The following is a 16,450-nucleotide window of genomic DNA, read 5'->3' as shown; positions in this document are numbered from 1 at the left end:
TCTACCTGTAAGATGATTTTAAGTTTACATAATAATATTATGTACATATATAGATTTCATGTCCTTTCATGCAGGAATTAAGGACATGGACTGAGAATATAGAACAGTATAGAAAAAATGCAGAGGTGTACATATGAAAAGTTCAGAATGGCATACAAGTGCCAATACCCGTTGGGAAGATAATGCCGATCATTGGCATTCTAAAAGCGTTGAAATGTGGACAACTGGGAGCAGAAAGGCCGTCATCCCTTTTTTTCATGATCACGCAGGGAAAGCAAGGATCGTTGCGGATTTAGGCTGTGGCGATGGATATGGGTCTTATCTGTTGGTTGAAAAAGGATATATGGTCACAGGGATGGATTTCTCTAGAAACATGATTGATATTGCAAAGAAGCAGGAAAGGGAAAACCTGTCCTTTGTTAAGGGGGATTTGAATTCCCTCCCGTTCCAAGACGGACAATTTGATGCTGTAATGGCGATCAATTCAGTGGAATGGACTGAAAATCCTTTACACACATTGAATGAGATTGAACGGATAGTGGGTAAGGATGGTTTTATTTGCATCGGCCTATTGGGACCAACCGCTCATCCAAGGGAAAATGCCTATCCCCGTCTTCAAGGTAAGGAGGTCATCTGCAATACAATGATGCCTTGGGAACTGGAGAGGCTGGCTCAAGACAAAGGATGGAAGAAGGTCGCTGAAGACTGGATCTACAAAAAAGACGTGAAACCCACGCACACAGACAATCTCTCCAATGAATTAAAGCAGGCTTTGACCTTTACGACATTATTTATGTTTCAAAAATAAAACATGATCGATTCTCATCATCCTGAGAATCGATCATGTTTTGCTATTTCCCATCCCCATCAGTCTGGATGGCCACGTTGGAGATAGGTAGCGAGAGAAGAGCAAAAGTATTCATTTATAGTGTAAAATAAAGATACAATAGAAAGAAACAAGCTGCGGTGACTCTAAATTTGAAGCTGAGAGGGTGAACTTCCATGACTACAATAAAGAAAAAAATATTATCAGATATTGAGATAGCTCAACAATCCACATTACTTCCGATCGTGGAGATTGCTAAAAAAATCGGCCTGACAGAAGATGACGTGGAACTTTACGGCAAATACAAAGGAAAGATATCCTTTGATGCGATACATAAACTGAAAGACCATTCACAGGGGAAATTAATCCTGGTTACATCGATCAATCCAACGCCTGCAGGTGAAGGAAAGTCTACGGTGACAGTGGGACTCGGGGATGCTTTGAACCGATTAAATAAAGAGACCATCATTGCCATGAGGGAGCCTTCCCTGGGACCGACGATGGGGATCAAAGGGGGAGCAACAGGGGGCGGTCATTCACAAGTGCTGCCCATGGAGGACATTAACCTCCACTTCACTGGTGATATCCATGCCATTTCTACAGCCAATAATGCCCTTGCTGCCTTGTTGGATAATCATATTCATCAAGGAAATGAATTGAATATCGATCAAAGAAGAGTGGTATGGAAACGTTCGATTGATATGAATGATCGTTCCCTTCGCCAAATCATCGTTGGTTTGGGCGGACCCGTACAGGGGATTCCGCGGGAAGACGGATTTGATATCTCTGTAGCGTCTGAAATCATGGCTGTTCTCTGTCTATCCCAGAGTATCGGAGAATTAAGAAAAAGGCTCGCTCAGATGGTCGTCGCCTATAACTGGTTAAAACAACCGGTGACCGTCCGGGATCTCGGTGTGGAAGGGGCTCTGACGTTATTGCTGAAGGATGCACTCAAGCCTAACCTCGTCCAGACGATCGAGCATTCCCCTGCTCTCATTCACGGCGGTCCGTTTGCCAATATAGCTCACGGCTGCAATAGTGTCATGGCGACGAAAACAGCTTTGAAGCTTGCTGATTATGTGGTGACTGAATCCGGATTCGGGGCAGATTTAGGAGCAGAAAAATTCCTGAATATCAAGTCCCGTGCTGCAGGTAAATTTCCCGATGCCGTAGTTCTGGTTGCCACCATCCGAGCCTTGAAAATGCATGGAGGCCAGTCGAAAGAGGAACTTCAAAAAGAAAATCTTCCGGCCCTGGAAAAAGGATTGTCCAATCTGAAGAAGCATATGGAAACCCTGGAACAATTCAATGTTCCATTTGTCATTGCCATCAACAGGTTCGTAACAGACAGTGACCATGAAATCGATGCCTTGATCAAGTGGTGTGAAAACCAGAATAAAAAGGTTTCATTAACTGATGTATGGGCTAAAGGCGGAGAAGGTGGAATCGATTTAGCACAGAAGGTCTTAGAGGAGATAGAAGGGAATAAAAAGGAATTCTCTCCCCTTTATGAGCTGTCAGATTCCCTGCAAAAGAAAATTGACACCATAGCCAAAAAAGTATATGGCGCAAGTGGAGTGGAGTATACGGTCAAAGCGAGAAAACAGTTGGAAGAATTCGAATCGCGAGGCTGGGGCGTTCTCCCGATCTGTATGGCCAAGACGCAGTACTCCCTCTCTGATGACCCCTCAAAACTCGGCCGTCCTGAGAATTTCACCATCACGATTCGCGAACTGAAGCCAAAGATCGGAGCAGGCTTCATCGTTGCTTTGACGGGAGAAGTCATGACGATGCCTGGATTGCCGAAAAAACCGGCAGCGTTCGGAATGGATGTAGATGAAGACGGCAGGGCAGCCGGACTGTTTTAAAGATGAATGATGGAAAGGAGTGGCGAAGATGTTTGACCCTACAGCATTTGATAACTTGAAGGTTATCTTTGAAGGAGCAGTCTACGATCTTGACTTAACAGGGGATATTCAGATACTCGATCGGAAGGATTTGTTTGATTTTGCTCATTATGAGCGCTGTTATCAAATTCATTATTCACTTCCTTACAAAAAAACGCTTTCAATCGAATTTCATCTGAAGGCGGATATGGGACATTTCCTGGCAGAAAGAAAGATGATGACTGAAAAGAATACGGCGGGAGCGGATATACTCATCGTCTATAAAGGTGATGAAAAACTTCAACGTCATATGGAGATCCTAGAAGAAGCCTGGGGAAAAGATAAACACTGGGAGTGGAAAGAAGTGAAGTCCTCCGTTAAACCGACCTCATATGAGGGGATCTTATCCTTCAATCGGGTGATTACGGAAGAAATGGTCGATGATGTATTACAGATGATATCATTCTCTGTAGACACACTGAAACAACTGGACCGAAAGGACTTCTAGTCCTAAGTTGAGCTCATATAAATAGAAAAAAGGGGAATTTTTCATGAGAATAGCATGGGTAACAGATAGTACTGCTTTTGTTCCAAATCAATCGGGGAGTGGGGAAAACGACATCTATGTTGTTCCCATGAGCATCCTGTTCGGGGAGAAGGAGTATATGGACGGTATTGACCTGTCCCCTGAAGAATTGTTCGCTAAATTAAGGAACGAAAAGGTGGAAGTGAAAACCTCTCAGCCTTCAATCGGCAGGTTTAAGGAATTATTCGAACAGCTGTCAAGGGACTATGACCATATTTTCTCCATCCATGTTTCGTCACATTTCAGCGGGACTTTTTCGTCTGCTTATCAGGCTGCGGAACTACTGAAGGACACCACTCCGAATATTAGTTGCATTGATTCAAAGATCCTCTCCAATCCTTTGACAGAATTGATTGAGTACGGTCAACGCTTATCGAAGGAAGGAAAAGATCCCCTTCAGATAAAAGAAGCGATTGAAGAAAGAATCAACTCATGTGAGACGTATGTGATGGTTGGGAGCTTGGAACAGCTACATAAAAGCGGAAGGATGGGCGGTTTATCATTCTTTCTGGGGAGCGTCCTGAAGATAAAGCCCATGCTTTCCATTGAAGATGGTAAGCTTAAAGTGGAAGACAAGGTAAGGAGCATAAAAAAAGGCTTAATCAGCATGAGCCATCAGTTGGATCTCGCTCTCACAAATAGGAGCATAAGGAAAGTATCTGTATTACACGGGTTAAATCGGGAGGATGCTTTAGAATGGATGGATCAGCTGAGACAAGCTTATCCTGAAATTCAATTTGGAGCCTATCCCCTCGGGGCAGTGATCGGTGTACATGCCGGTGAAAACACAATCGGTATAAGCTGGTTTTCAGAAAAAAATTAAAAAACCAAAAAAGGAGTGATGTGTAGATTCAGGCATCCACTCCTTTTTATTCTGAAAGTAGAACATCATTTGGTACAATGGAAGAGAAGGTGGAAATATGGAACGTAAAGAGCTGGACCAAGTAATAGACTATTTAAAACAAGAGTACATAGGTGAATCAACCGGACATGATTGGTATCATTTAGATCGAGTGAGAAAACAGGCTCTTAGAATTGCAGAAAGAGAGCAGGTTTCCCAGACGTATATCATTGAGCTTGCAGCACTGCTTCACGATGTGCCGGACGAGAAATTCGTAAACGAAGAAGAAGGAAAAAAAAAGCTGGATCATATCCTGACGAATCTCACACTCAACGAATATGAAAGAGAGTCACTGGAATCGATCATCTATTCCATCTCGTATAAAGGTGGTCATGAAGCGGAATTGACTACCATTGAAGCGAAAATCGTCAGGGACGCCGATCGCCTTGATGCCATCGGGGCGATCGGCATCGCCAGGACATTTGCTTATGGAGGCAGGAAAGACAGAGCGATGTATAACCCTCATTATCATGTGAGGGAACACATGACCTTAGAGGAATACAGAAATGGGGATAGCTCCAGTATCCATCATTTTCACGAAAAATTACTGAAGTTGAAAGATTTAATGTGCACGGCAACCGGCAGGATGTTGGCGGAAGAACGCCATGAGTTCATGCTCCGGTTTCTAGAGCAATTTAATAAAGAATGGACTGGTCAAGAATGAGAATGTTAACAGCTGAGAATCTTTCCAAAACCTATGGGGAGAAGACTCTGTTTAAAGATATATCCTTTTCCATTACGGAGAAGGAAAGAGTCGGACTGATCGGAGTGAACGGTACAGGTAAATCAAGTCTGTTGAAGCTGATTGCAGGAATGGAAGAATATGATACCGGTGAGCTTTCAAGGCCTAACGACTATCATATTGCCTATCTTCAACAGGAACCCGCATTTGATGGGGAATTAACCGTGCTTCAACAAGTATTCCGGGGAGAAGCGAAGATCATCCAGGCTATGAGAAACTATGAAACGGTGCTAATGGAGATGGAGAAGAACCCGGAAAGTCCAAAGGTACAAGATGAATTATTCGAGGCACAAAAGGTAATGGATCTCCTCAATGCCTGGGACGCAAGTGCAAATGCTAAAGCCATATTAACGAAGCTTGGCATTCAGGATTTCGGGAAGAAGATGAATGAACTATCCGGCGGGCAAAAGAAGCGGGTGGCACTGGCAGGGGTCCTTATTGAAACTCCGGACTTGCTTATATTGGATGAACCGACCAACCATCTGGATTTTCAGTCCATCAAGTGGCTGGAGGACTATTTGGGGAAATATAACGGATCAGTGTTACTCGTGACACATGACCGGTATTTCCTCGACAAAGTGACAAATCGGATCTTTGAATTGGATGGAGGCAGCCTATATGCCTATAAAGGGAATTATGCTTCTTTTATTGAAGCCAAAGCTTCTCGTGAAGAAGTGGAACGCCAATTATCCGAAAAACAGCAGAATCTTTACCGGAGAGAGCTTGCATGGATGAGAAGGGGAGCTAAAGCCCGGACCACGAAACAAAAGGCCCGTATCCAGCGATTCGAACACCTGGAAGATACAATGTCGTCCGGTCCTTCCAATGGACAAGTAGATATGTCGATTGGGGGAAATCGTTTAGGCAAGCAGGTGTATGAGTTCAAGGGCGCGTCAAAACACTTTGAAGACAAGCGAATACTAAACGAATTCTCATTCCTGATCAAGCCTAAAGACCGAATCGGGATAGTAGGGAAAAACGGCAGCGGAAAATCAACCTTCCTTAATCTCCTTGCAGGAACGGATGATCTGACAAGTGGGGAATTGATCAAAGGGCAGACCGTCAAGATCGCCTACTATACCCAGGGGCATGAAGAATTGGATGAGAATATGAGAATGATTGAATATCTAAGAGAAGAGGGTGAGTACATTACCACGGATAAGGGAGAGCAAGTTTCCGTTACGTCCATGCTCGAAAGATTCCTTTTTCCAATGAGCACCCATGGGACATTGATCCGAAAACTGTCCGGCGGTGAAAAACGAAGACTCTTCCTGCTGAAACTATTAATGTCAAAACCAAACGTCCTTCTGCTGGATGAGCCTACCAACGACTTAGACACAGAAACCCTGACAGTGCTTGAAGATTATATCAATGAATTTTCAGGTGTAGTGATCACTGTTTCCCACGACCGATACTTCTTGGATAAGACAGCAGATCAGTTGTTAATATTTAATGGGGACGGTCAGATCGATTTCTATTACGGGGAATATACAGAGTATCTTGAGAAGAGTGAAGCTTTAAGTAAGAAGCAGCTGACGGATTCAATGAAAGAACCAGTCCCTGTTAGAGAAGTGAAGGAGAAAGAGAAAAAAAGGCTCTCTTATATGGAGAAAAGAGAGTGGGATGAGATTGAAGATAAGATGGCAGACATTGAAGCAAAAATAGAAAAAGCGGATGCCGAGCTCCAAAAAGTCGGCAGCAATTTCGAACGGGCACAAGAGTTGATGAATGTAAGTGAAAAGCTAAATGAAGAACTGGAAAGGCTCATTGAGAGGTGGACCTATCTCTCAGAATTTGCCGAATAAGTCGCTTTTCTTAAGACAACAAGAATACTGTGTTAAAATGGAAGGTAAATGAACTGTTTAGAGAAAGGGGTAACAATCTTGAGGATCGTATCAATTGAACCTACTCCAAGTCCGAATACGATGAAAGTTCTTCTCGATCAGGAAATGAAGGCCGGGAAGAGCAACAATTATAAAAAAGATGAAGCGGAGGGGGCTCCTCCCGTCATCAAAGAGATCTTAGCCATTGAAGGTGTTAAAGGTGTATACCATGTTGCCGACTTCCTGGCCGTCGAACGGAATGCTAAATTCGATTGGCAAGAGCTTTTGCCACAGGTGCGAAAAGCATTCGGTGAAGATACAGCTGATGGGGAAACGGGAGCCCACATGGAGGAACATTTTGGTGAAGTGAATGTCAGTGTGCAGATGTTCAAAGGAATTCCGATGCAAGTAAAAGTGACAGATGGGGAACAAGAAAAACGTTTTTCCCTGCCTTCTTCATTCCTTGAAGCGCTTGGTCAGGCTCAAAAAGAGGGGGATAATGTCGTCCTTCTTAGAAAGTGGAAAGATTATGGCATCCGTTACGGTGATCTTGATGAGATCGGCAGCGACGTGACGGAAGAATTAGTTGCAGCCTATCCTTCTGAAAGACTTTCCAGGCTTATCGTGGAAGCACAGGAAACAACCGATGCCAAGGGACCCCTCATTTATAAGAAAAAGCAAAAGGTGACCGTCGAGGATTTTGAAGCGCCGGAATGGGAAACCAGGTATCAGAAACTGGATGCGATGGAGGATCCTGCATTGGGTGACTTACCTCTACTTCAGAAAGCGCTCGAGGACGAGAAAGTATCGATCCGCAGATTATCCGTTGTGTACCTTGGAATGATAGAAGATGAAAGAGTCCTTCCACTGTTGTACAAGGGATTGCGTGATAGGTCCGTAACAGTGAGAAGGACGGCGGGTGACTGTCTTTCTGATCTGGGATTTCGAGCGGCGATCCCGGAAATGATTGCAGCCTTAAAGGATAAGAGTAAGCTGGTTAGATGGCGCGCGGCCATGTTTCTTTATGAAGTCGGTGATGAATCTGCCTTGCCTGGTTTAAAAGAGGCGGAAAATGACCCTGAATTTGAAGTGAAGCTTCAAGTGAAAATGGCCATCGAACGAATTGAGGGCGGCGAAGAAGCAAAAGGATCGGTTTGGAAACAGATGACGGAAGCACGTCATCAATAAACAGGAAAGGATTGATTATGCATGTCTATGGCATATGAAGAATATATGAGACAGTTGGTTACGCCGATGAGGCAGGAATTGACGCAAGCAGGGTTTAAAGAGCTTGGTACAGAAGAGGAAGTCGTGAATTTCATGGAAAAAACGGAAGGAACGACCCTCGTCGTCGTTAATTCTGTTTGCGGGTGTGCAGCTGGTCTAGCACGTCCTGCTGCCACTCAATCCGTCATGAATAACGATAAGACCCCTGACCATCTTGTTACGGTTTTTGCAGGACAGGACAAAGAAGCGACTGCCAAGATGAGAGAATACTTCGACGGTTATGAGCCTTCCTCTCCATCCATGGCTTTGCTTAAAGGAAACAAGGTCGTTCACTTTATCCCCAGGGAAGAAATTGAAGATCACGATATTTCTTCCATTATTTCAAACCTGGTGACTGCGTTTAATCAAAACTGCTAGCAGTTCATCAAAAAAGAGCGGGTGACAGAGTCACCCGCTCTTTTTTTGTGGTAGGATAATGAAAAGATGATAGAAAAACGAATATCTAAAGGAGAATCACTAACGTGTTTGTCACCACTTGTGGAAGAACCAATCAGAACGTAATAGATAAAGCGCATAAGGCATCCGATCTCCTTTCTATACCATATATACCCAGGGGAAAAAGATCGATCCGTCACCATATGGAAAAAGCTGATGGGGACTGCCTCGTCATCGGGAAAGAGCGGCTGGAACTTCATACGCGGGAAGGGAAGGGAGAGCCATTCTTTTTCCATCCAAATTCCGCATCTTTCCGGATCAAGAGGCTTATGAGAGGGGAGAAGGATCCACTCATAGAAGCGGCGGACCTTAAGGAAGGCATGAGCTTTCTGGACTGCACCCTTGGACTTGCTTCAGATAGTATTATTGCGAGTCATATCGTAGGGGAGGAAGGGTCGGTAACAGGGATTGAAGCGAATAAATACATTGCCCATATCGTTCATCATGGACTTCAGAAATGGAACTCTCCGCTTCCTGCGTTAAATCGGGCCATGAAACGTATAAACGTTCTCAATGGACATTTTTATGAAGAACTAAAGAAATTCAGGAATGACGCATTCGACGTCGTGTACATCGATCCGATGTTTGAAGAAGCATTGACCGACTCCCATGGAATCAATCCCATCAGACAATGGGCAAGCTATACCGGCGTTACAAAAGAAGGAATAGAAGAAGCGAAAAGAGTGGCCAAAAAGCGGGTCGTATTAAAAGAACACTATCAATCACCCCTATTCGAAGAAATGGGCTTTGAAGTAATAAAAAGGCCATCAGCCAAATTTCACTTTGGAGTCATCCGGTTATAAATGGCTTTGTTGGCATAGATAGTTGTGATTTTTACACATTCTATGATTTGCAGATGCTCTGTCATTGAATGTGTGCTGGAGTGTGAAGAGTATATTTTGACAGAGCTAAATGGTACATAAAAACAGTGTAGATAAAGAGCATTAGTTTATAAGCTACAATCAGTCAGTACAACCATTAGATAATGAGTTGGATGTGAACAACCCTGACACTTCTTTAAAGTAAAATTCTTACGCTTTGACAGTTGATTGGAGCGGAAGGTGCTCGACTCCTGCGGGAAACATCGAAAAGCGGAGGCGGCTTGTTCAGCCCCGACAAGCATAAGATGAATGGGCCGGGAAGGCGTTTTTTGCCTTCTTGGACCATTTAGCTTATGACCTCGAGGGGCTAGCCGCCGGAGCTGGACAAGGGTAGGACACCACTTGAAGCCGAGGAGGCTCACCGCCAGCCCCGCGGAAAGCGAGCACCTGGAGCGGAAATCAACCACTACTCGCTTCATCAAAATGCTACCATGTTTACGTAAACAATCAATAAAATAGACAGGCATCCATCGCCTGTCTAATCTCATAAATATTAATCAGTGAATCCCAGTACAATAAAATAACCTAACAGAAGTATGTATCCGATATTGATCATAATTCCAGTATCCATCTAGTTATCCTCCTTACAAAGTATCCTCATTAATATACTACCACATAAAGATTTTTATATCCTACAAAAAAATGAAACCTTTTTCACTTTTTAATCGTAAGAAGTAGTATAATAATAGACGTAATACATAGGAAAGGACGTTATCTATGTCGATCTGGCTCAAGAAATCGTTTTTTATCTTATTATCAATCCTGACATTTGGACTTGTTTCACCATCACAAGCCTTCCTGAATGAAGAAAATCATGCCCTTGCAAAGAATAATGGCAAGCCTTCCACCGTGGAGTCGACTCCAGAGGAAACAAGAGAAGAAGAGGCTGCCCTAACCTATGATGTATTTATAGAAACGATGCTGGTACAAGCAGAAAAAAATGCATATGAAAAATTCGGGACCAAGATCAAGCCTGTCATAGAGGACGAATTCAGATCGTTAATCCTTCCAAAGATTGAAATTGCGATAGCGGATACAGCAGCTCAATTTCCGGAAGAAGACTTAACGTCCCTTACCATTTCAGAAGTACCTCAGTATGCTAAAACAGAAAAGATCTTTCATATCTATGATGAGCGTTCGGGTGAAGATATCATTCGTTTTCATGTAAGAAAAGACCATCCACCAAAAGATGGATATTATTTCAACTTTCACTACCATACGGTACATGACCAATTCCAGGCACATCATGAACTCGGAAGCATTTTCTGGGATAAAAACACTCCTCCTCAATGGATGAGCGTGTCCTGATCTACCATATATCAAAACAGATAAAACAAGTGCGTGGATGAGCGTGCTTGTTTTTTTGCTCATTTTTAAGAAATGGAAATAATACTCTCTGAAATCGGGTCTATCATTATGGTAAAATAGTAATAAATGCATCACCGTTGCATCATAAGAAAAAGGAGGGATTAAAGTGAAACGCACCTTCATCATCCTTCTGATTACAGTAACTCTTGTGATTGTCTGGACCCACACAAATGCTAATTACGACGGTACCCTCCTAAAACACTCGCCCCTTAAAACGCAAGTAAACCTTCAATCCAGTAATCAGCTCGAAAATATGATCCTCTTACCAGAATCAACGTTTGATCAAGAAGAAGCCGGTGAAATGATCAAAAGACTGGATCATATTCCTACGTCGCTGTTGGAGTCCGCCGAATCGCAGGATATCAAAATTCGATTATTCCAAAACAAATTAACCGATTTTTCTACGACAAGTCACTTGAAAGGAGTCACCCCGAGAGGGTACACTAATAAAAGTATTACGTGGGATGATGTCCCTGGGATAGGTGGTTCAAAGCTTGTATTAGTAAAGATCGGTCATAGCGGGAAAGGAAAAGGGCACAACTCATATAATCTGGAACTTCATGAGTTCGCCCACAGCATTGATCGGTACGTCTTAACGGACCTGTATTATGAGCTGAAATTCTTACCCCTCTGGAAAAGGGAAGCACCACGGGTTTTCCCTGATGAAGAGTATTTCCTTCAATACAAAGAAGAATATTTTGCTGAAACATTTGCTATGTACTATTTGAATCCCGAAACTAGGAATCTACTTAAGCAAAAGGCACCCGCAACATATCGATTTTTTAAAGAACTATAAACTAGTAAAAGGTGTGGTCACTGTGAAGCAGTATTTAGACTTGTGCAAACATGTGCTGGAATATGGGACAAAGAAAGAGGATCGGACGGGAACAGGGACGATCAGTACGTTCGGATATCAGATGCGTTTTGATTTACAGGAAGGATTCCCTCTCGTTACAACGAAAAAACTGCATGTGAAATCGATCATTCATGAACTCCTCTGGTTCTTAAAAGGAGATACGAATGTAGCTTATCTTCAGGAGAACGGGGTACGCATCTGGAATGAGTGGGCTGATGAAAACGGTGAATTGGGACCTGTATACGGGCATCAATGGCGGTCATGGTCCGGTGCAAATGGAGAAACCATCGACCAGATCTCGAACCTAATCGACACGATCAAGAATAATCCTGATTCAAGACGAATGATCGTGAGCGCTTGGAATGTAGCTGATGTGGATCATATGGCTTTGCCTCCTTGTCACTGCCTGTTCCAATTCTACGTGGCAGATGGTAAATTATCCTGTCAGTTATACCAACGATCTGCCGATGTATTCCTTGGAGTTCCCTTTAATATTGCATCGTATGCTCTACTAACGATGATGGTGGCACAGGCTTGTGATTTAGAGGCAGGGGAGTTCGTTCATACATTCGGCGACGTGCATATCTATCAAAATCACCTTGATCAAGTAAAGTTACAACTATCAAGGGATCCGAAACCACTGCCGACGCTAACGATCAATCCCGAAGTCAAAGACATCTTCGGTTTCAGCTTCGAAGATTTCAAACTTGAAGGATACGATCCCCATCCGCATATCAAAGGAGTCGTGAGTGTATGATTTCGTTTATATGGGCGATGGATCAGAACCAGCTGATCGGGAAAGATAATGGACTGCCTTGGAGACTGCCTGAGGATCTGAAATTCTTCAAGAAGACGACGAACGGACATGCAATCGTAATGGGGAGAAAGACATTCGATTCCATCGGTAAGCCATTGCCTAATCGTGAAAATGTCATTTTGACCAGAAATACAACATTTCAACAAGAAGGATGCCTTGTCATGCATTCTGTAGAGGAAATTGTGGAGTGGTCTAAAGAAAAAGGCGGAGAAATCTTTATCATGGGTGGAAGAGAAATATATAAACAGTTCGTCCCCCATGTAGAAAGACTATATGTTACACAGATCCATCATGAATTCGAAGGGGATACGAACATGCCCCGCATCCCCTGGGAAGAGTTTACCTGCATTTCTTCTGAAAAAGGGATAAAGGATGAAAAAAATCCTTACGACTACGAATTTAAGATCTATGTAAGAAAATAAGAGAGATAATAAAAGTCCAGCCAGTGGCTGGACTTTTATTATGGGTCGAATCTTACACATAGAACAAGATACAGAAATACATAAAACCGCTTCCGGCAAGGACGAACAGGTGCCAGATGGCGTGATTATAAGGAAGTTTGTTCCACACGTAGAAGACAGCACCGACGGAGTACATGATCCCTCCTGTTAAGAGAAGCCCGAATCCTGCCCCTGTCAAACTAGCGTATAAAGGTTTAATCGCAATGATCACGAGCCAGCCCATCACAAGATAGAATAGGGTGGATACCACCTGATAGCGTTGAACAAAATAACACTTGAACACAATCCCCACTAAGGCAAGTCCCCACACAATCCCAAATAAAGTCCATCCTAATGCACCTCTCACACTGACAAGCATAAATGGCGTATACGTTCCAGCAATAAGGACATAAATGGCCGAATGATCCAAGATCGCAAATAGATTTTTCACCTTTGAGGGCTTAAAGCTGTGCAAGAGTGTCGAAAATAAGTAAAGAAGAATCATGGAAGTCCCGAATATCGAGAAGCTGACAATGTGCCAGGCAGATCCTTCATGAACGGCAAAAATGATTAACATCACTAATGCCGGAATGCTGAGAATCAATCCGATACCATGGGTGATGGCATTCGCAACTTCTTCTTTCCAATTGGAAAAATCGAAATCATATGTCAAAGTGTTTTCATCCTTTCTACGATCGTCTGATTGATCGCTTAACGATTTGCATATATTCATGATAATCCTCTTTAAGCTATTGTGCAATCATCAACATAGTAAAGGAGTAAAGTGTAATGGTTGGATTCCGGTGCAGAATGATGTATATTCCTAAGTAAAGAAACGATGACGAGGTGGCAAATATGTGCGGAAGATTTTCTTTGACGACCCCTTTAGAAGAATTGATAAAACACTATTTGATTGATGAATACCTTGAAGATTGGCAGCCGAGATACAATATCGCTCCATCTCAGAACGTCCTTTCCCTTATTTCTCACAAGGGGAAGAGGAGAGCGGGTGAAATCACTTGGGGGCTTGTTCCGCATTGGGCTAATTCCTCTAACTGGAAACCATTGATCAATGCCCGTAGTGAAACGCTCCTTGTCAAACCCAGTTTTAAATCCCTTGTGCATTCAAGGAGGATGGTGATCTTTGCCGATGGTTTTTATGAATGGAAGAAGGATGAATCAGGGAATATTCCTGTAAGGTTCCAATTGAATGAAGGAAAGCCATTTGTATTTGCCGGGTTATGGGACAGGAATGGAGAGGTCACCACCTCGACCATTCTGACTACCGAAGCGAATTCCCTGGTGGGAGATGTTCATGAAAGAATGCCAGTGATGCTTACAAACAGCGAGGATATCGAGAAATGGCTCAACACAGAGGAATACTCCTTTGATCAAGCTGCTTCCGTTTTAAAGCCAATCCCTGATGAATGGATGAAAGGGTACCAGGTATCCAGTGTCGTGAACTCCCCCAAACATGATACAGCAGAATGTTTAGTCCCGGTTTCAACAGGAGTATAAAAATTTTGGCACTTTCGCATGATTAGACATTTTATGCGGTTATAAATAGGGTATAATAGAAGAATAAACGGGTGAAAAAGAGGATTGATACTTTGCTGACAAAAACCATCGAGTTCAAATCAAAGTATGGACGGAAGGTCAAAATCTCAGAAGTTCCTGTATTGAAGAAAGACAGCCCTCTCTACCTAAGGGTAAATCTTAGGCTTCATCAATTTATCACTAAAGTGGTGAATCATAATGAGCCTAAGACCATCTTCAGCTTTAGAGAACATTTAAAGAGAACGACGAAATGGTCAGAGTACGAAGAGATTTATCAATCAGAAGAGTTAAAGAATAATGCATAAGCTTTACTTGGCTCTGATCCTAAAGGCATAGAGATGCCCTTGGATCAGACCTTTTTGTATGACTTCCATTCTATTTGGGGTATATTCCGACATTTATTCATCGATCCAATTGGCTAATGAGTTAAATGCTTGCTATCTATTTAAATCCTCAGCGATTAACGATATAATACTTATGATATGGGAGATAGGATGTGGCAAAATTGACCAAAATTAAGATTGTAACAGATTCGACAGTTGATTTATCTGATGAAGTCGTAAAAGAATTGGATATTCATGTGGTTCCTCTGTCCATTTCAATTGATGGGGAAACATACTTAGATAGAGTAGATCTTTCACCTTTAAGCTTTTTAGAAAAAATGAAGGCTTCGAAAGAATTACCAAAAAGCTCTCAACCGCCTGCAGGGTCATTTGTTGAACTGTATGATAAATTAGGTAATGATGGATCACGCGTTTTATCCATACATATGACCGGTAATATGAGTGGGACCGTTCGATCGGCAGAGTCTGCTGCAGACATGTCGACAGCAGATGTGACGGTTGTGGATTCACGTTTCATTTCAAAAGGATTGGCCTTTCAGGTGATTGAAGCCGCCAAACTTGCTCAAGAAGGAAGGTCTATGGAAGAAATCCTTGCAGCCATCGAAGAGATCCGTTCCAATACAAAATTGTTTGTCGTGGTAGACACCCTTGAAAACCTTGTGAAAGGTGGGAGAATCGGGAAAGGGCGTGCCATGATCGGTTCCCTGCTCAATATCAAGCCGATCGCATCATTGGAAGGAGCAGAGTATACTCCGGTTGCGAAGGTTCGAAGTCACTCACAGGTAGTGAAGTATTTAACTACACAATTTGTAGATGACGTGAAAGGAAAGACCATACGGGGGGTTGGACTCGTCCATGCAGATGGAATGAATCTGGCTCAAAATCTGAAAGCCAAGATCATAGAGAAAACTGGATACGATCAAATCGAGATCGCTCCGACAACGCCTATCATCAGCACTCATACAGGTATCGGGGCCATCGGTTTCATGTATTACACAGACTAATGAACAAAAGACGAAGGGGAATCAATCCTTTCGTCTTTTTTTATGAAAAAGACAGCAGGAAAACCTGCTGCCTGATATCATGAAGGCATCGGAGTAGGGGTGGGCTTGGCGTATCCTTCTTTATACTGTTCATCTATAAATGTTCTGATTTGTTTAATGGAATCACCATTCTTATATTTTACGATGGATTCAGCCGCGATTTTCAAGCAAAGCTCACATCTGGTACCGTGGTCGTCCCACACCACTTTGTCACCCTCCGTTTTATAAACAAAGCAATTCAGGTTGCTTTCGTGCCCGGCTGAATCCCCGCATCCGCAATAACAAGGAATATATTTTAGAAGCTCAGGGTTTTTAGCTGCGGAGGAATAGATGAGTTTCATATTGTCATCCTTATCGTCAAGAAAAGAAGGAAGGGTCTCGACAGAAGCGGTTTCTTCCCTAATGTCCCCGTTAGCCGCAGTATGATCCTTGTGCGTATCTTCATTCTGATCACTGGAACAACCGGCAAGGAACCCTAATAAACCAATCAAACATGTGAAATACAAAAAGACATTTTTCTTCATTCCAATCACCTTTCATTTTAGATATATTCGTATTGTACCATGGTAACCATAACGGGTTCGTCCCGGTTATGGTTGATTTTATGAATATTATTGCCACCTCATAACTACATCCAACATATCATAGAAATATAATA

18 protein-coding genes are annotated in these 16,450 nt (G+C 42.8%); 16 read left to right on the top strand and 2 right to left on the bottom strand.

The window, feature by feature from the left end:
• The first annotated feature begins 133 nt into the window (after positions 1-133).
• From AC0VXY_RS12850 to AC0VXY_RS12790, 13 genes are all read left to right on the top strand, one after another.
• Positions 134-808, top strand: a complete 675-nt coding sequence (locus AC0VXY_RS12850; RefSeq protein ID WP_475525467.1) for a class I SAM-dependent methyltransferase — start codon at positions 134-136, stop codon at positions 806-808.
• 194 nt (positions 809-1,002) lie between these two features.
• Positions 1,003-2,694: a formate--tetrahydrofolate ligase gene (locus AC0VXY_RS12845; protein ID WP_435990372.1), complete on the top strand. Its 1,692-nt coding sequence runs from the start codon at positions 1,003-1,005 to the stop codon at positions 2,692-2,694.
• Positions 2,695-2,722: 28 nt separating this feature from the next.
• On the top strand, positions 2,723-3,220 hold the full coding sequence (locus AC0VXY_RS12840) for a hypothetical protein (protein ID WP_435990373.1): 498 nt from the start codon (positions 2,723-2,725) through the stop codon (positions 3,218-3,220).
• 43 nt (positions 3,221-3,263) lie between these two features.
• The gene (locus AC0VXY_RS12835; protein ID WP_475525466.1) at positions 3,264-4,121 is read left to right on the top strand and encodes a DegV family protein; all 858 of its coding nucleotides are present in this window, start codon (positions 3,264-3,266) and stop codon (positions 4,119-4,121) included.
• Between the two features lie 97 nt (positions 4,122-4,218).
• Positions 4,219-4,863: an HD domain-containing protein gene (locus AC0VXY_RS12830; protein WP_475525465.1), complete on the top strand. Its 645-nt coding sequence runs from the start codon at positions 4,219-4,221 to the stop codon at positions 4,861-4,863.
• Positions 4,860-6,746, top strand: coding sequence for an ABC-F family ATP-binding cassette domain-containing protein (locus AC0VXY_RS12825; RefSeq protein ID WP_475525464.1), 1,887 nt, complete (start codon positions 4,860-4,862; stop codon positions 6,744-6,746). The genes AC0VXY_RS12830 and AC0VXY_RS12825 overlap by 4 nt, the downstream gene beginning before the upstream one ends.
• A gap of 78 nt (positions 6,747-6,824) precedes the next feature.
• The gene (locus AC0VXY_RS12820; RefSeq protein ID WP_475525463.1) at positions 6,825-7,952 is read left to right on the top strand and encodes a conserved virulence factor C family protein; all 1,128 of its coding nucleotides are present in this window, start codon (positions 6,825-6,827) and stop codon (positions 7,950-7,952) included.
• 21 nt (positions 7,953-7,973) lie between these two features.
• Positions 7,974-8,408 (top strand): BrxA/BrxB family bacilliredoxin, encoded by a 435-nt coding sequence (locus tag AC0VXY_RS12815; RefSeq protein WP_435990378.1) that lies wholly within the window; start codon positions 7,974-7,976, stop codon positions 8,406-8,408.
• Positions 8,409-8,512: 104 nt separating this feature from the next.
• On the top strand, positions 8,513-9,289 hold the full coding sequence (locus AC0VXY_RS12810) for a class I SAM-dependent methyltransferase (protein ID WP_435990379.1): 777 nt from the start codon (positions 8,513-8,515) through the stop codon (positions 9,287-9,289).
• A gap of 795 nt (positions 9,290-10,084) precedes the next feature.
• Positions 10,085-10,675 carry a YpjP family protein gene (locus AC0VXY_RS12805; protein ID WP_435990380.1) on the top strand — a complete coding sequence of 197 codons (591 nt, stop codon included), beginning with the start codon at positions 10,085-10,087 and terminating at the stop codon, positions 10,673-10,675.
• Positions 10,676-10,841: 166 nt separating this feature from the next.
• A complete protein-coding gene (locus AC0VXY_RS12800) occupies positions 10,842-11,531 on the top strand; it encodes an anthrax toxin lethal factor-related metalloendopeptidase (protein WP_435990381.1) in 690 nt (229 codons plus the stop codon).
• 22 nt (positions 11,532-11,553) lie between these two features.
• Positions 11,554-12,348, top strand: a complete 795-nt coding sequence (locus AC0VXY_RS12795) for a thymidylate synthase (protein WP_435990382.1) — start codon at positions 11,554-11,556, stop codon at positions 12,346-12,348.
• A complete protein-coding gene (locus tag AC0VXY_RS12790) occupies positions 12,345-12,830 on the top strand; it encodes a dihydrofolate reductase (protein ID WP_435990383.1) in 486 nt (161 codons plus the stop codon). The genes AC0VXY_RS12795 and AC0VXY_RS12790 overlap by 4 nt, the downstream gene beginning before the upstream one ends.
• 52 nt (positions 12,831-12,882) lie before the next feature.
• Here the strand turns inward: AC0VXY_RS12790 and trhA are convergent, their stop codons facing one another.
• Positions 12,883-13,581: a PAQR family membrane homeostasis protein TrhA gene (trhA, locus tag AC0VXY_RS12785; protein ID WP_435990384.1), complete on the bottom strand. Its 699-nt coding sequence runs from the start codon at positions 13,579-13,581 to the stop codon at positions 12,883-12,885.
• Positions 13,582-13,703: 122 nt separating this feature from the next.
• On the opposite strand from trhA, the gene AC0VXY_RS12780 reads away from it, so the two are divergent.
• The 3 genes from AC0VXY_RS12780 to AC0VXY_RS12770 all read left to right on the top strand — a co-directional run bounded on the left by AC0VXY_RS12780 (position 13,704) and on the right by AC0VXY_RS12770 (position 15,753).
• The gene (locus tag AC0VXY_RS12780) at positions 13,704-14,366 is read left to right on the top strand and encodes an SOS response-associated peptidase (protein ID WP_475525462.1); all 663 of its coding nucleotides are present in this window, start codon (positions 13,704-13,706) and stop codon (positions 14,364-14,366) included.
• Between the two features lie 71 nt (positions 14,367-14,437).
• A complete protein-coding gene (locus tag AC0VXY_RS12775) occupies positions 14,438-14,710 on the top strand; it encodes a DUF2535 family protein (protein ID WP_435990386.1) in 273 nt (90 codons plus the stop codon).
• A gap of 200 nt (positions 14,711-14,910) precedes the next feature.
• Positions 14,911-15,753: a DegV family protein gene (locus AC0VXY_RS12770; protein WP_435990387.1), complete on the top strand. Its 843-nt coding sequence runs from the start codon at positions 14,911-14,913 to the stop codon at positions 15,751-15,753.
• 77 nt (positions 15,754-15,830) lie between these two features.
• Here AC0VXY_RS12770 and AC0VXY_RS12765 read toward each other — a convergent pair whose 3' ends face one another.
• Entirely contained in the window at positions 15,831-16,316 is a 486-nt protein-coding gene (locus AC0VXY_RS12765; protein WP_435990388.1) for a PCYCGC motif-containing (lipo)protein, read from the bottom strand.
• Positions 16,317-16,450 lie beyond the last annotated feature (134 nt).

This window comes from Rossellomorea sp. QJM3NY_18 (genome assembly GCF_056173145.1).
The sequence above is the reverse complement of the archived record's forward strand: the minus strand, read 5'-3'. Positions and strand labels throughout refer to the sequence as shown.

Coding starts and splice junctions, on each gene's coding strand:
- AC0VXY_RS12850 (WP_475525467.1), top strand. CDS start 134: ATGAAAAGTTCAGAATGGCATACAAGTGCCAATACCCGTTGGGAAGAT.
- AC0VXY_RS12845 (WP_435990372.1), top strand. CDS start 1,003: ATGACTACAATAAAGAAAAAAATATTATCAGATATTGAGATAGCTCAA.
- AC0VXY_RS12840 (WP_435990373.1), top strand. CDS start 2,723: ATGTTTGACCCTACAGCATTTGATAACTTGAAGGTTATCTTTGAAGGA.
- AC0VXY_RS12835 (WP_475525466.1), top strand. CDS start 3,264: ATGAGAATAGCATGGGTAACAGATAGTACTGCTTTTGTTCCAAATCAA.
- AC0VXY_RS12830 (WP_475525465.1), top strand. CDS start 4,219: ATGGAACGTAAAGAGCTGGACCAAGTAATAGACTATTTAAAACAAGAG.
- AC0VXY_RS12825 (WP_475525464.1), top strand. CDS start 4,860: ATGAGAATGTTAACAGCTGAGAATCTTTCCAAAACCTATGGGGAGAAG.
- AC0VXY_RS12815 (WP_435990378.1), top strand. CDS start 7,974: ATGTCTATGGCATATGAAGAATATATGAGACAGTTGGTTACGCCGATG.
- AC0VXY_RS12805 (WP_435990380.1), top strand. CDS start 10,085: ATGTCGATCTGGCTCAAGAAATCGTTTTTTATCTTATTATCAATCCTG.
- AC0VXY_RS12790 (WP_435990383.1), top strand. CDS start 12,345: ATGATTTCGTTTATATGGGCGATGGATCAGAACCAGCTGATCGGGAAA.
- trhA (WP_435990384.1), bottom strand. CDS start 13,581: ATGAATATATGCAAATCGTTAAGCGATCAATCAGACGATCGTAGAAAG.
- AC0VXY_RS12780 (WP_475525462.1), top strand. CDS start 13,704: ATGTGCGGAAGATTTTCTTTGACGACCCCTTTAGAAGAATTGATAAAA.
- AC0VXY_RS12765 (WP_435990388.1), bottom strand. CDS start 16,316: ATGAAGAAAAATGTCTTTTTGTATTTCACATGTTTGATTGGTTTATTA.